The organism is Pedobacter sp. CAN_A7 (assembly GCF_015752175.1).
GTDB lineage: Bacteria > Bacteroidota > Bacteroidia > Sphingobacteriales > Sphingobacteriaceae > Pedobacter.
In genome coordinates this window covers 345,770-361,239 of the sequence record NZ_JADOUW010000001.1, presented here as the reverse complement: position 1 = coordinate 361,239, position 15,470 = coordinate 345,770, and the positions used below count along the sequence as shown (strand labels likewise).

General features: G+C 38.7%; 8 protein-coding genes, 1 tRNA gene, 1 other RNA gene and 1 pseudogene. 2 read left to right on the top strand and 9 right to left on the bottom strand.

Features of this window, described 5'->3' with window-relative positions; translation table 11 throughout:
* Window position 1 precedes the first annotated feature (1 nt).
* The 7 genes and pseudogenes from IWX76_RS01635 to IWX76_RS01605 all read right to left on the bottom strand — a co-directional run bounded on the left by IWX76_RS01635 (window position 2) and on the right by IWX76_RS01605 (window position 8,794).
* On the bottom strand, window positions 2-1,705 hold the full coding sequence (locus tag IWX76_RS01635; protein WP_196858117.1) for a restriction system-associated AAA family ATPase: 1,704 nt from the start codon (window positions 1,703-1,705) through the stop codon (window positions 2-4).
* Window positions 1,692-3,128: a restriction endonuclease subunit S gene (locus IWX76_RS01630; protein ID WP_196858116.1), complete on the bottom strand. Its 1,437-nt coding sequence runs from the start codon at window positions 3,126-3,128 to the stop codon at window positions 1,692-1,694. The genes IWX76_RS01635 and IWX76_RS01630 overlap by 14 nt, the downstream gene beginning before the upstream one ends.
* The gene (locus IWX76_RS01625) at window positions 3,128-4,675 is read right to left on the bottom strand and encodes a class I SAM-dependent DNA methyltransferase (RefSeq protein ID WP_196858115.1); all 1,548 of its coding nucleotides are present in this window, start codon (window positions 4,673-4,675) and stop codon (window positions 3,128-3,130) included. Before IWX76_RS01625 ends, IWX76_RS01630 begins: the two co-directional genes overlap by 1 nt.
* 531 nt (window positions 4,676-5,206) lie before the next feature.
* Window positions 5,207-5,848, bottom strand: a pseudogene (locus tag IWX76_RS01620) (phage integrase SAM-like domain-containing protein); the annotation flags it as partial.
* A 139-nt stretch (window positions 5,849-5,987) separates the two neighbouring features.
* Window positions 5,988-6,191 carry an Arm DNA-binding domain-containing protein gene (locus tag IWX76_RS01615; protein WP_196858113.1) on the bottom strand — a complete coding sequence of 68 codons (204 nt, stop codon included), beginning with the start codon at window positions 6,189-6,191 and terminating at the stop codon, window positions 5,988-5,990.
* A 319-nt stretch (window positions 6,192-6,510) separates the two neighbouring features.
* A tRNA-Lys gene (locus IWX76_RS01610) sits at window positions 6,511-6,586 on the bottom strand.
* A gap of 132 nt (window positions 6,587-6,718) precedes the next feature.
* A complete protein-coding gene (locus tag IWX76_RS01605; protein ID WP_196858112.1) occupies window positions 6,719-8,794 on the bottom strand; it encodes an OPT family oligopeptide transporter in 2,076 nt (691 codons plus the stop codon).
* Window positions 8,795-8,860: 66 nt separating this feature from the next.
* Here IWX76_RS01605 and IWX76_RS01600 point away from each other — a divergent pair, with 66 nt between their 5' ends.
* Window positions 8,861-9,358, top strand: coding sequence for a D-glycero-alpha-D-manno-heptose-1,7-bisphosphate 7-phosphatase (locus tag IWX76_RS01600; protein WP_196858111.1), 498 nt, complete (start codon window positions 8,861-8,863; stop codon window positions 9,356-9,358).
* Between the two features lie 268 nt (window positions 9,359-9,626).
* Here IWX76_RS01600 and fsa read toward each other — a convergent pair whose 3' ends face one another.
* Window positions 9,627-10,292 (bottom strand): fructose-6-phosphate aldolase, encoded by a 666-nt coding sequence (gene fsa / locus IWX76_RS01595; RefSeq protein WP_196858110.1) that lies wholly within the window; start codon window positions 10,290-10,292, stop codon window positions 9,627-9,629.
* A gap of 151 nt (window positions 10,293-10,443) precedes the next feature.
* An RNA gene (gene ffs, locus IWX76_RS01590) (signal recognition particle sRNA small type) lies at window positions 10,444-10,543 on the bottom strand.
* A gap of 413 nt (window positions 10,544-10,956) precedes the next feature.
* Between ffs and gltB the strand changes: the two genes are divergently transcribed.
* Window positions 10,957-15,468, top strand: coding sequence for a glutamate synthase large subunit (gene gltB / locus IWX76_RS01585; RefSeq protein WP_196858109.1), 4,512 nt, complete (start codon window positions 10,957-10,959; stop codon window positions 15,466-15,468).
* Window positions 15,469-15,470: the final 2 nt, after the last annotated feature.

Sequence of the window (15,470 nt, the reverse complement as noted above, 5' to 3'; positions counted from 1 at the left end):
ATTAAAGATTATCTTTTTCTGTGATTTCTTTAATTAACATCAGCTTCTCAATTGAATCTCCAAATGTACGATTCAGATCATCAATAACTTTTTGTCCATCTTCACCTTGATCATATCGCTGTTTGTATATTTTCAATTTATCTAAAGCATGATTACCTATTGTGTTTCGTTTATCATATATTAGATTGGATAGGATATTTATAGAAGTGCCAAATGTTTTTATTCCTAAAGATGAAGCATAGTTACACTCAACTTTATACTTGGTCTTCTCATTTTTTTCAAAAACAATAACTTTATCGGGTAAGCAGTCAGAAATAATGAATGGAGAATGAGAAGTTAGTATTATATCATTAAGCATATTGTTACCGCCTCCTAATTCAATACTATTCTTTAATATTTTAATAAATCTTGATCTCCAATCTGGATTAAAATGCGTTTCTGGCTCATCAAGTAATATTAGCGTTCTGTGGTTTTTTAATAAAAGACAAATGCCCATAGTGTGTAAGAATTGATGTTCACCATCACTCAGATTTTTCATCAACATTTTTTTTGGGGTATCTTCACCTTCTTTTTGAATTTCTAGGTAGTATTCTAGAAAATAAAACACCTGTTCGCTAGGCTCAGAAATAGGAATTTTACCTTCGGTGTAAAATCCTTTCGATTGGTATACTTGTTCTTTGATTACATCATCGACTTTTCTATTATTTAATACATACATGATCTGCAGCGCCCTAAAAAAATCAAATGCATCAGTAAAATTCCCTTCTTTTTGGACTGCGCTGATAGTCTCTGAATCCACGAAAAAATCCAAAACTAACCTGTCACAATCATCATTAATTGGATATTCAAACCAAGAGGTTGCACATTTTTTTAATTTGTCAATACGTTCAATATTTAATTGTTGTGTAATACTTACACGTTGACCTTCGTTGATGATTTGTTTATGTAAGTTGAAATTTAATCTAAAACTCCTTATTCGCTTCAGACCCAATTCCTGGCTTAAAGGTTTTAATACTTCTCCATTTTGAAATAACAAATTGGCTAATAAAACTGCCTGTGTTAATTCATAATCCATATATATTAGGCTGCTTTCTGGCTCATGATAGTAATCTCCACTTTTTAAAGCTTGAATATATTCGTCATATTGTATTAATCTAGTTTTTATAAATGGAATACTTAATATTTCATTTTCGCCAGATGAATAACCAATAACCAAATCTGGTAGAAATGATTTTGAGGTGGCCCTATGCTTCTCACCTAAAGAAATCACACTTTCCTTTTGCCAAACTTCATCCTTTGTAAAAGGATATCTTTGTGTTAGCATTTTAGGCGGTTTATTCTCTAGTTTTGTTATTCTAACTTTGTAAAAATTGGGAAGAATATAGGATCTACCATCATTCAAGCCAATAAAGTATTCTATTTCAAAAGCATTTGGTGTACTAATTGATGGATTGAAGTTCGGTTTAAATTTTTCAGGTTTAAATTTTAGGGCACAACATTCCATATGATAAAAAATGTTTACCAAAGCCTCTAGTACATTAGATTTTCCCGTTCCGTTTAGTCCTGCAAAGCAAAAAGGATGGAATCCTGAAAGATCTTCGTATGGATATTTTTCAGGATTTTCATAATGAAAATTGATTTTAAAGCCATTATGTAAACTGCTAAATCCTTTTTGATCTTTAATCTTTAGACTAATTAATTTCATTGATGATTATTAGTTCCATTTTGTTCTTTCTATTGTTGTACTGTTGCTTAAGTCCAGAGCTTGGTTCGTCTAAAAGAATGAAGATTAACTCTTTAGCTATGTCGTATGTTGCAATGTCTTTTATTTTCTTGTCATTAATCAAAGATACTAAATTCTCTAATCTCGATTTGTTTCCAAGAAAATCAGTAACATTAAATTCTTTCAACAAGTCCTCAAAGATATCACCCTCACTTATTATTTCTTCTCCTTTAAACGTTTCTTGTAATATGGCATTAAACAAATCAATTAAGCTTTTTAAGGATTTTTTATTCAATTCCCTTTTTTTCTTAAGTGAAACAATTATATGTTCATATTTTTTTTGCTCTTCAATAGGAGGTAGAAAAATTGCTTGTTTCTCAAGTAAGGGAGGGCTGAAATTTGTTAGATTTCCTGAAGATTTTGCATAATTAAATAATAGTCTTTTGCCAAAACTCGAATTCAAGTAACCTGAAACGAAATAAGGATTTGCAAATTCTTCATTTATTATGAATCTAACCAGATATCCTGCAAAGCAGCAATCAATATCATTGTCCCATACTGCATTTTTCCCCACCAATTCCCGACTATTTGTTCGATTGAACAGTAGGTCTCTTTTATTGAGTTTATAGTTGCGAAATTTAGCATCAGGTAAATCTTTGTACTTAAGGTTAGATAAATCAAAATCACCAGTATTAGTAATATTGTTCATTCTTAATATTGGGGTGCCTACGCTTGTTGAATCAAGTCCATCTGATATCCCATATTGAGATTTTAAGATAATATCTTTAAAGCTTACTGTGCTCCATTTTTCTTCTCGAACTTTTTGGGGACCAAACATTTGAAGGAATGTCGATTCTATCAGCTTTTCATAAAGTTGAATAGATCTTTTTCTCTTCTCGATTAAGGATTGTAGTACGTCGAGTTGTGATACTATCTTGGATTGGATACTAAGATGTTGTGGAAAGTATACTGGTATTTTTCTTAAAACACTGTTGTTTAGTATAGGAATTACAGCATAATTTGAATAATGTGACAATAATGCTTTATTACGAAGCACCCAATAAAAGAAAAATTCAGATGAAATAATACTTTCATCTACTACAACACCAGTTATTTGCTGATTCGAAGAACTGCTATCTTTAAGCATTCCTGGTTTACCGAGGTCAGATCCAATACAGGTTATTAAAACCGTGCCCTTTTCAAACATTACTGCTTTACCTTCACTAACAGCAAAGTCAGAGATTTTTTTTGATGATTCCGGCAAATATTTGTTTCCTTTAAAATCTCCTGGGGCGTACCAATTTATTGTTCCGCCCTGAAAAAATACGTCTTCATTTGTAGGTGGTGTTTTACCTGTTTTAATCTGCAGGGCTAAATCCCCCAATAAGAGTTTAGTGTACTTCATTAACTTAACATCTCTTTTAGTCCTTTTAAATCATTCATGATCTCCGTTTCTAATTCCAAAAGATTTCCAAGTAGTTTGCTCGGCTTTTCGAAGGCCTCGTCTTCGTATACAAACGTTTTATATTGATTCAGATTTAGTTCAAAATCATTATTGATGATTTCGTCTATTGGGATATAGAAAGAAATCTTAGTTCTATCTAATTGCTTGTTTTTTCCTCGATTTCTCCAGTCATCAACGATTTTTGGTAGTGGGTTTTTTTTAAGTTTTCTCCTATTAGCATCTAGAGAATAACCATCTGAATCAATATCATAAAACCAAACTAAATCGGTACTATAGTCAGCACTATACAACTGTTTCTTCGTAAATATTAATATTGAAGTTTTAACTGCTGTATATGGATTAAAAACTCCACTAGGGAGAGATATAACAGCATCAAGACAACAATCTTTTAATAGAATCTCTCTCGTTTTTCTTTGTGCTTTTGATGATCCAAATAGAACTCCATCAGGAACAATAACCGCAGCTCTACCATCAGGTTTAAGCATATGAATTATACGATCTAAAAAAAGAAGTTCTGTTTGAGGTGAATTTATTCTATGTAATTTATCACTTAAACCAGATTTATCAATTTTTCCAGTAAATGGAGGATTAGCCAAAATGCAGGAGTATTTTTCACCAGTTACTTCATTCTTTAAATTTGCCCCGTTTTTATTATTAGTAATTACCTGTAGATCATCAAATTCCTGTGATAGACTGTCAACTTTATATATTTTTGGTTCAGTGATGCCATGCATAATCATATTCATCATGCCAATTCTAACCATTGTTTTATCGTTGTCAAATCCAAAAAAGGTCATTGAATTCAATTTAGACCTATCAGATAACTTGTCCCCTAAAACACTTCTTTTAAATCCATCATCATCAGTTTGAATATTCTTTGAAGAATACTTTGTTATTAAATACTGATATGCTCCTACCAAAAAACCAGCGGTTCCACTTGTAACGTCACAGATTTCATCATTTAGATCTGGATTCAAAAGTTCACACATCAGATGAATTATATGCCTAGGCGTTCTAAACTGACCGTTTTTGCCAGCTTGACTTGTGGCATTTAACAGGTATTCGTATACATCACCTTGTGTATCTTGAAAATGCTGTCCACTTAGCTTTTCCTTCTCAATTTCTATATAAATTTCATCAATTACTTCTACCGCTTCTCTCAATAATGTTCCTTTTTCAATTTCAAAAGTAGCATCAGCCATCTGCTGGAAAAAAGTATCTTCAGAATTCTTTAGATTTTTTATAAATGGAAAGACATTTTGCTTAAAATGTAATACAAGTTCGTTGTTGTCAGTTATATCTTGAGTGAAAACACTCCATTTTAACTTTTCATCTGGGATAAGTAAACCATTGTCTACAAATTCTAACCTCCTTATAAACAGTAAGTAAGAAATTTGCTCTATTGCAACTATTGGATTCGCTAATCCCCCTGACCAAAAGCGATCCCATAGCCAATTAATCCTTGATTTTATTTCTTGTTTTAACATAACAAATTACAGCATTAGTATTTAGAACGAAATTAGTTCAATTAATTCCTTCTATACAAACATACGAAGACTTAATACGATGGGAGAACCTACCATGCCAATAAATCTCTAAAAATTAATTTTATCCAACTTCACATATGATGTTATGAAAATCAACCATTTTAAGTTTAGAAAATCTTTTAAGTTTTTTTCTTCATCCCTAAAATGCAGTTAATCTTGTTGGTTCTTGGAAGAATATATGAGCAAGAATTGGGAAGTAGCTCTATTTTATGTCCCTTTGCGTTACAAATCGGGCTGTAAGAATCCTTGAGGATTCTTACTTTTGTAGAAAGGTTATAAGATAGGGGGCTATCTGTAATACTCTCTTTCTATCTGGTCTACTTAAGACAGGAAATAAAGAAAGGTGTTTTGGCAAAAGAGTTTACCCCTACTTATTTGTGGCTTGCAAAAACACCTTAATCCCTGGCCACCGTGCACTTTTTGCGGAGGTGTTTACGGAAGAAACTGTGGTTTTGGATAAAATGTAATAGTTCAAATATCTATCAATATACTTTTTAAACTTTCAATTTCCGGATGCTGGTTTGCTAGTGTGCCCTGCTGAAAGTCAAATAGTTTTTCCATAAGGATCACTTTTTCGTACGGAATATCTCGTGAACTTTCCAGCGGTATTCTCCGGTAGTTGTGGAAGGTGTTTAGTGGTTGGCAATAGGGGGATTGCAGATCTGGTTTTGTCTTTTGCCTGTTAGTGAAAATCCATCGCTCCCCGTCATTTCCTTTTTGGATATGCTCCTGTTTCAGTTTAAACACATCTACATAAGCCAGTCCGGTAAAACAGCAAAAAACAAAGACGTCACGCACCTGCCTTAATCTATCAGATAGGAACTCTTTTCCGGCGATCTGCTCCAGTTCTTCTTGATTAAGATAATAACGGTCAACGTTCTTGGTTTTGCCTTTACAACCAAGAAAATGATCCTTTTCTACCCAGCCGTTTTCTAAACCGATCCGAAGGATCTTTCCTAAATTCTTGACGTTCTTAACCACATAGTTATTCTCACAGTCTTTATTCGATCTTAAATAGTAGTCAAAGTCATTTAGGAAGGCTTGATCTACTCTTTTAATATCCATATCCGCCAGCTCGTATTTTGAAAGCATAAAAGTTGACAAGTGTTTTTCTAAGACCTTATAAAGGTTCTATGTGCCCTGTACGTAACCTTTACCGACGATAGACTGCATCTTTTCGTTATGATCTTTAACAGCCTCCAGTAAAGTATGCGAGCCATCCATTTTACCCAAATACCTGCATTTAATAGCCTCAGAAGTTATGCCGATCCCGAAACTTACCAACTCCTGGTGTGCCTAATAAACGGAACTTTGCAGTTGAGTCTAAATAAGAATTAAGCATTTTCACATCTTCTTTAGTGCCGATCAGTCGGCTGGATCGCTTACTCCAACGGCTGGGGTTACAATCCCTGCTGGTCGCGATTTCTGCACGTTTACCGTCTACCGTAATTCTCATGTAAATAGGGGGGTGCCACTGATGTAGTTCTTTTGCTTTTTCAGATAGAAAAGCAGGCTAAAGTTCGTTTTCATCATTCAATGATTAAGGGTGAAACAAAAATAGCTTTGCAGTTTAACGATTACAAGATGTTCAGTTTGTAACTAATTGTTCAGTAGCTGAATATGTAGCATTCGGTGAGTTGGGTGAATTTTCCAAACGACTCACCGAATCGCTCACTATTTTTATGAGAATTGGTGCAAGTTTTGGTACCCCCGTAAAAGTAAAATGGCCATTAATCATGTGATTAACAGCCATTTGTACGTTTTGATTCTATATCTGGTGATCCCGCTGGGATTCGAACCCAGGACCACTACATTAAAAGTGTAATGCTCTACCAGCTGAGCTACGGAATCATCGTTCTTTTCAGAACTACCCTAAGCGTTTCCGTTTAAAGTGATGCAAATATAGGATTCATAGTAATATGTTGCAACATTAACCTTCAAGTAATATTCAATTAATAGCTATAAACTTGATTTAAAGGCAGATTATTTCTCATCATCTAAAATATCTTCCGCTTCATTGGTCTTCCTGGCGATGTTATACAGCACAAAACCCATCAATAAAAAGAACAATACCCCTAAAATCTGGTAACCACCTTCGCCAAACCACTCGCTAAACAAAGGTTCCACGTTAACTTTGCTCAAATTATCACGTACAGAAGGGATCACCATCAATACTGCAACCACCACACCGGCTAATGCACCACCGGCAACAAGCCCTGTGGCAAACAAGTTCCCCGGACCTAACTCTTCCTCCTGTGCAGATTTCACTTTCCTACGTTCCTTCCAGTCGATCGCCCCTTTAATGGCACCACCCACAAAAATAGGCAGGGTAGTGGATAGCGGTAAATAAGCCCCTACAGCAAACGATAAAGAATTCACGCCACATAGTTCAATCACGAGGGAAATGAACACACCCACGAGCACATATTGCCAGTCCAGGTTAAAAGAAAGCATTCCTTTAATTAAAGTCGCCATTAGTGTAGCCTGTGGTGCAGAATATTCCTGTGTACCGATCGCATGTTGTATACCCTGTGCAAGCATCTCCGGAGTAGGCGTATCCAGAATGCGCACGGTCAGACCGATCACAATCGAAGAAACAATCGCCCCAATGAATAAAGCAATCTGCTGGTATTTAGGTGTAGCGCCCACTAAATAACCTGTTTTTAAATCCTGTGAAGTGGCGCCTGCATTTGCTGCCGCGATACAAATCATGCCACCAACAACCAGTGCCATCGGTTCATAAACCTTCCCGGTCCAGCCAACGGCGATAAAAATCAAACAGGTACCCATAATGGTCGCAATGGTCATCCCCGAGATGGGGTTATTACTGGAACCAATCAAACCGACAATACGACTGGATACCGTAACGAAGAAAGCTCCAAAAATCACCACCAGGATCCCGATGATAAATTTATTGGTAATGCTGTCGCCAGGAATCTGTGGCAGAAAAGCCACCAATAGGATCAGTCCTAAACTACCCAAACCAACGATTTTCAGCGAAAGATCGCGGTCCGTTCTCTTGGTCTCAGCAGCGGTCTTACCTTCCTTAATGGAACCCAGACTGTCTTTAAAGGAGGATATAATGGTCGGTATAGTTTTTAATAACGTAATGAAACCACCTGCAGCCACGGCGCCAGCACCAATCTGTTTCACAAAAGCCTGGTAAATGGCCAAAGGATAATCAGCGAAAGTCTGCGTTACCGGATCCCAGCCACCGGCACCACCAGCTTGGGTGACATCGGCCAGCATGCCCAGTTTAACCAATTGCATGGCTGCACGGATCGGGTCAATTAAGGTCGCTAACAAAGGAATCAGGGCCAACCAGGCTAAAACACCACCAGCTACTAATACACCGGCTATCTTTGGACCGATGATATAACCTACACCCAGGTACTCCGGTGTGATCTCACCACTCACTTGTGCTGAAGGTAAAAAGCGGTTCGTTTGTTTACTTACCCAGGTTGGCGCCTCGGCAATCACATGAAATACTTTCTGCAGCATCGCATAGACTAATGCAAAGCCTAATCCCCAAAAAGCGGTTCTGGCAAAAGATCCGCCTCGTTCACCGGCTTTTAATACCGAGGCGCAGGCCGTTCCTTCCGGATAGGGCAGGCTTTCATGCTCCTTCACAATCAGTGAACGGCGCAGTGGAATCATCATCAGTGTACCTAAAATACCACCAAGGATGGCCAGTATTAAAATGGTCATGTAGTTAAAAAACGCTTCCCCAGAACTTACCCCGCCTACATCTGAACTTAAAAACAAAAAGCCGGGCAGGGTAAACACCACGCCAGCAGCTATGGATTCTCCAGCCGAACCTGTGGTTTGGATAATGTTATTTTCCAGGATAGTGGTTTTGAAAAACTTCTTCCCAAGGGTAATGGCCAATACGGCGATGGGGATGGAGGCTGAAACGGTTAAACCAGCTTTCAAGGCCAGGTACACGGTGGCTGCACCAAATATGATTCCCGCTACGCAACCTAAAAGAATAGATTTTAAGGTTAATTCCGCAACATTTTCTTCCGCCGCAATGAAGGGCTTGAATTCGTCTTTGTTCATGAATGTAAAATAATTTTAAAGGTATCTTTTTTAATGTATATATTCATCCGGAAGTAAATACTAAAAATGAAGAATAAAGCCGTTTTTTTAGACCGTGATGGGGTTTTAAACCATGAAATATATGATTACATCTGCAGGTTAGAAGATTTTGAAGTACTGGAATATCAAATTCCACCTTTAAAGAAACTCTATGATGAGGGTTACATGCTCATCGTGATCACCAACCAGGGTGGCATTGCCACCAACAGGTATACAGAACAAACCCTTGCAGAAATGCACAAGATCCTTTTTGCGAAATACGCGGAGCAGGGCGCCATATTTACGGATGCTTACCATTGTCCGCATCACCCAACTGTTTCCGGCGAATGTGCATGCCGCAAGCCGAAGTCGGGCATGTTATTGGAAGCGATTGCTAAATACAACATTGATCCCGCCTTATCGGTGATGATTGGTGATAAACCACGTGATGTGGATGCCGCAAATGGGGCAGGGGTGAAAGGCATTTTGATTGCACCGGATGAGCAGATCAATTACGAGAAAGTAAAGGAAGTATTAGCGGCTTAAAAAGCTCGTCTAAAAAGCTAATGATTCCTTAATATTAGCTTATAAAATATGGCGTTCACCGTCGCACCTGCGCCGCACCTCCTTCGCAACTTGTTTCACAAAACCGAACGGAGATGCACTTGAAGTGCGGTAGCCGTCGCACGGCAAATGCCATTTAGGATAAGCTAAACTTAAAGCGCAATCAGGTTGCTGATTAGCTCAAACAAAAGCGGCCGTATCGAAGATAAAATTTATCTCTGATACGGCCGCTTTAATATATAAGTTTTACTTACAAGGCTGCTTTCGCTGCTTTATCATGGTCAGCAAGAAACTGGGCCAATCCACTGTCAGTTAATGGGTGTTTCAACAAACCTACAATGGCAGATAATGGTGATGTAATCACATCAGCACCTAATTTAGCACAGTTGATAATATGTAAAGGGCTACGGATAGAAGCCGCTAATATTTCAGTTGGGTATTCATAGTTATCAAAAATCAACCTGATGTCTTCGATTAAGTTTAAACCATCGTTACCGATATCATCTAAACGGCCTAAAAATGGAGAAACATAACTAGCACCTGCTTTTGCAGCCAATAAGGCTTGTCCTGCAGAGAAAATCAACGTACAGTTGGTTCTGATTCCTTTTGAGGTTAAATATTTAATGGCTTTAACACCATCTTTAATCATCGGGATTTTAACAACGATTTTCGGATTAAGCTTAGCTAATGCTTCGCCTTCTTTAATCATTTCGTCGTAGGTAGTGGAAATTACTTCTGCACTTACGTTGTCGTCAACGATGTCGCAAATAGCCAGGTAATGGGCAGTCACATTGGCTTCGCCAGTGATGCCTTCTTTAGCCATTAGGGTAGGGTTGGTGGTTACGCCGTCTAAAACGCCTAGATCCTGGGCTTCTTTAATTTGATCAAGGTTCGCTGTATCAATAAAAAACTTCATATAATATGATTAATTAATAATTCAAAATATTTTTATGAAGGCTAAATTAGACAAATACTTTGCTTATACAGCAAAATTCTGCCTTGATAATTTAGATATTAATAAGTTAGTTAGGGGTATGCCGTTTTTTACTTTATCAGAAAAAGTAAAAAATGGGCAAGCAACTTTTATCGCACCGCTACAACCTTCTACCCTTGCTTCGTTCCCGCCCTGGGGGAGTTCAAAGGGAGCTGATCGTAAAAGACTTGCCCGTCACAAAAGTAGCAATAGTTATCAGTTTACGAAACTAAATGGTGTAAATATTAGCTGTTTTTTTGCAATTAATGGCTAAAATATTGATGTTTAAGCTATTGTAGCTGCATTTTATTTTGAAAACAAGGAACTTTATTCGGCTGGATTTTAATAGAATTCACGTAATCATAGCAATAAACATAAATCTCCTGATATTAATAGGCTGTTAAAATAGTGTTATAATGTTGCGTAAAATACGTGTATTATGGCATCTTCATTTCAATACTTTAAAAAATAACACCTATAAATTGTAATATTGTTAATTCTTACACCCTTCCGCAATTAAACAATTCAATATTTCAAAAAATAAGTGCAAAAATGGTAATTGGCATAGGATTTTCCTATCTTAGTGTTTTAAATACACTAAACCAATATGGACCAAAACGAAGAAAATACGGGGTTATATGATCAGCGATTCGAGCACGATGCCTGCGGCATTGGTTTCGTTGCTCATGTAAAGGGGAGGAAGTCCCAGCAAATTGTTTCAGATGCGATCACCATTCTGGAAAACTTAGACCATAGAGGGGCATGTGGTGCGGAGATTAATACCGGCGATGGAGCCGGAATAATGATTCAAATTCCTCATGAATTCCTATATGACGAATGTTTAAAGGTTGGCTTTAGCTTAAACAAATCAGGCGACTACGGCGTAGGAATGCTGTTTTTACCTAAAGACATTAAAACCAGGGAAGAATGCCGCGAGATTATTTACCGCGCAGCAGAAAAACTGGGCCTGGAAGTATTAGGCTTTAGAAAAGTGCAAACGAACTCGTCTGATTTAGGCGATATGGCACTTTCTGTAGAGCCTGAAATGGAGCAGGTATATATTGCACGCCCTTATGCCATTGCAGAAGGCGCTGATTTTGAACGTAAATTATATGTGTTCAAAAATTACCTGACTAACACCATTCTTAATACTGTAAAAGGTGTGAAGTCTGATTTTTACATCGCTTCGTTCTCTTCCAGAACAATCGTATATAAAGGTCAGCTTACTTCCATGCAATTAAGAACCTATTTTACCGAATTGAGTGATAAACGTGTGGTTTCAGCTTTCGGTTTAATACATTCACGCTTTGCAACCAATACTTTTCCTTCATGGCGTTTGGCGCAACCCTTTCGTTATATTGCCCATAATGGGGAAATTAATACCTTACAGGGTAATTTAAACTGGTTTAGGGCGAGTGTGAAGTCCTTTGCCTCACCTTATTTTACACCTGAAGAACTGAATATATTACTTCCCGTAATTGATGAGTCACAATCTGATTCGGGTTGTTTAGATAATATTGTGGAGTTGTTACTCCATGCTGGTCGTTCATTACCCCATGTACTCATGATGCTGATCCCGGAAGCCTGGGATGGTAACGAGGATATGGACGAATTGAAACAGGCCTTTTATAAATTCCATGCGACATTAATGGAGCCTTGGGATGGTCCTGCAGCCATTGCTTTTACGGACGGAAACCTGATTGGCGCGACGCTAGACCGTAACGGACTTCGTCCTTCGCGTTATGCCATCACTTCAGATGATATGGTGATCATGGCTTCTGAAGCGGGTGCATTGGCTTTAGATCAAAGTAAAGTGATCGAGAAAGGACGCCTTACGCCTGGTAAAATGTTTGTAGTAGACATGGAGCAGGGCAGGATCATTAGTGATGATGAAATTAAAACCACCGTTTGCAGCAGAAGACCTTATGCAGACTGGATTAACCAATACCAGATCAGACTGGAAGAACTTCCGGCACCTCGTGTGGTGTTCAGTAATTTAGCCGAAGAGTCTATTTTTAGGTACCAGCAGGTATTTGGTTATAGCCGCGAAGATATTGACCTGATCATTAAACCGATGGCATTGGACGCCAAAGAGCCCCTGGGTTCTATGGGTACCGATATTCCTTTAGCCGTTTTATCGCAAAAACCACAACATTTAGCTTCTTACTTCAAACAGTTGTTTGCACAGGTAACTAATCCGCCAATTGACCCGATCAGGGAAAAAGTGGTGATGAGCCTTGCTGGTTTTATGGGTAATAATGGAAACCTACTGGAAGAAAACGCCTTGCAATGTCACTGTGTGGGCATTAAACATCCCATCCTGACTAACCTGGAGCTGGAAAAATTAAGAAGTATCGATACCGGTGCTTTTCAATCTAAAACCTTGCAGACTTACTTCAGGGCTACCGGCAAACCGGGTGCCATGGCTAAAGCGCTTGATCGCTTGTGCCGTTATGCAGTTGATGCCGTGGAAGATGGTTTCCAGGTATTGGTACTGTCTGACCGTGCCCTTGATTCTGAGCATGCAGCTATACCTTCATTATTGGCGGTTTCTGCCGTGCATCACCATTTGATTCGTAAAGGATACCGTGGTGCTGTTGGTTTAGTAGTAGAGGCTGGCGACGTTTGGGAAGTTCACCATTTTGCTTGTTTAATTGGCTTTGGTGCTACAGCGGTAAATCCTTACCTGGCCCTGGAAACCATAAAAAGTTTCGAAGAAGAAAGCACACTGGATCTCGAAAAGTTATCTCAAAATTATATCTATGCGGTCAATAATGGCTTGTTAAAGATTTTCTCTAAAATGGGAATCTCTACCTTACAATCTTACCATGGTGCACAGATCTTTGAAATATTAGGCATCCATGCTTCAGTGGTTGACAAATTCTTTACTGGGGCGGTTTCCCGTATTGGTGGTTTAGGTCTTGATGAAATTGCTACAGAGGCCTTAATTAAACACAGCAGGGTATTTGGTATGGCGCATCGCCCGGATGGTATTTTACCTACTGGCGGTAACTACAAATGGAAACGTAAAGGGGAACAGCATTTGTTTAACCCACAAACTATCCATTTGCTGCAAAATTCGACCAGAAAGAAAGATTATTCAACGTACAAGCAGTATGCAAAACTGGTTAATGAACAAGGTAAACAAGCTTTTACCATCAGAGGCCTTTTTGAATTTAAATATAACCGTCCGGCAGTGCCGATTGACGAAGTGGAACCGGTAGAAAGTATTTTCAAACGTTTCGCCACTGGTGCCATGTCTTTAGGATCTATTTCTCAGGAAGCGCATTCAACCTTAGCCATTGCCATGAACCGCATTGGTGGTAAAAGTAATACCGGCGAGGGTGGTGAAGATGAGGTACGTTTCGATAAATTACCAAACGGAGATTCCATGCGTTCGGCCATTAAACAAATTGCTTCTGCCCGTTTTGGGGTAACCAGTAATTATTTAACGAATGCTGATGAGCTGCAGATTAAAATGGCTCAGGGGGCTAAACCTGGTGAAGGTGGTCAGCTGCCTGGTCATAAAGTAGATGATTATATTGCCAAGGTTCGTCACTCGACGCCTGGTGTAGGTTTGATTTCGCCGCCGCCACACCATGATATTTATTCCATCGAAGATCTTGCTCAATTGATTTTCGACCTTAAAAACGCCAACCGCGAAGCGAGGATTAACGTCAAGCTGGTTTCTAAAGCGGGTGTTGGTACCATTGCAGCAGGTGTAGCGAAAGCGCATGCTGATGTGATTTTAGTATCGGGTTTTGATGGGGGTACAGGTGCTTCACCATTAACTTCTATTCAACATGCAGGTTTGCCGTGGGAATTAGGCTTAGCCGAAGCTCACCAGACCTTAGTTAAAAACCGCCTGCGCAGCAGGGTCGTGTTACAAACGGATGGTCAATTGAAAACTGGTCGTGATATTGCCATCGCTACGTTATTAGGTGCCGAAGAATGGGGTGTGGCTACCGCTGCCCTGGTTACTTCTGGCTGTATCATGATGCGTAAATGTCACTTAAATACCTGCCCTGTAGGTGTGGCTACACAAGATCCTGAATTAAGAAAGTTATTTACTGGTGATGCAGATCATATTGTAAACTTATTCAATTTCCTTGCACAGGATTTAAGAGAAACCATGGCAGAACTTGGTTTCCGTACCGTAAATGAAATGGTGGGTCAGGCTGATGCTTTAGGCGTTAGAGATATTGACCAGGCCGATTGGAAACTGAAAGACCTTGATTTCTCTGCCTTATTATTTAAAGCGCCTGAAAACGGCCTGACTTTATACAATTCTGAGAAACAGGATCATGGCATGTCTACCTTATTGGATCACCAGTTAATTGAAGCAGCACAGCCTGCCTTAGGTAATAAAGAGCCCGTATTTGCTTCATTTACCATTAAAAATACAGATCGTGCTACAGGTACCATGTTATCGAATGAGCTATCGAAAATCTATAAAGGACAAGGGTTGCCGCCAGATACCATCAACTTTAAATTTGTTGGTTCGGCAGGACAGAGCTTCGGTGCTTTTGCAGCCCGAGGTATATCGCTTGAACTGGAAGGTGAAGCAAATGATTATGTAGGTAAAGGTCTATCCGGTGCCCGCTTATCGATCTATCCTTTCGCTAACATTGGTTATGTACCAGAACAAAATATCATTATCGGTAACGTGGCTTTATATGGTGCTACCTCTGGTGAGTTGTTTGTAAGGGGACAAGCCGGTGAACGTTTTGCCGTAAGGAACTCTGGTGCAACAGCTGTTGTAGAGGGCTTAGGCGACCATGGTTGTGAGTACATGACAGGTGGTGAGGTTTTAGTGATCGGTCAGACAGGAAGTAACTTTGCTGCCGGTATGAGTGGTGGTGTAGCCTGGATTTATGATACCAAAGGTGATTTCCATAAAAAATGTAATAAGGAAATGGTTGATCTTGATCCACTTAATGAAGAAGATGAAGCCAGAATAACGACCTTACTTAAACAACATATTCAACTGACAAATAGTAAATTAGCCCAGTTTATATTAAATGATTGGTCGGCCCAGGCCCTGCATTTCGTTAAAGTATTCCCTAAAGAATACAAAGCTGTATTAATCAAAAGAAACTCAACAATAAAAATATCTTAATC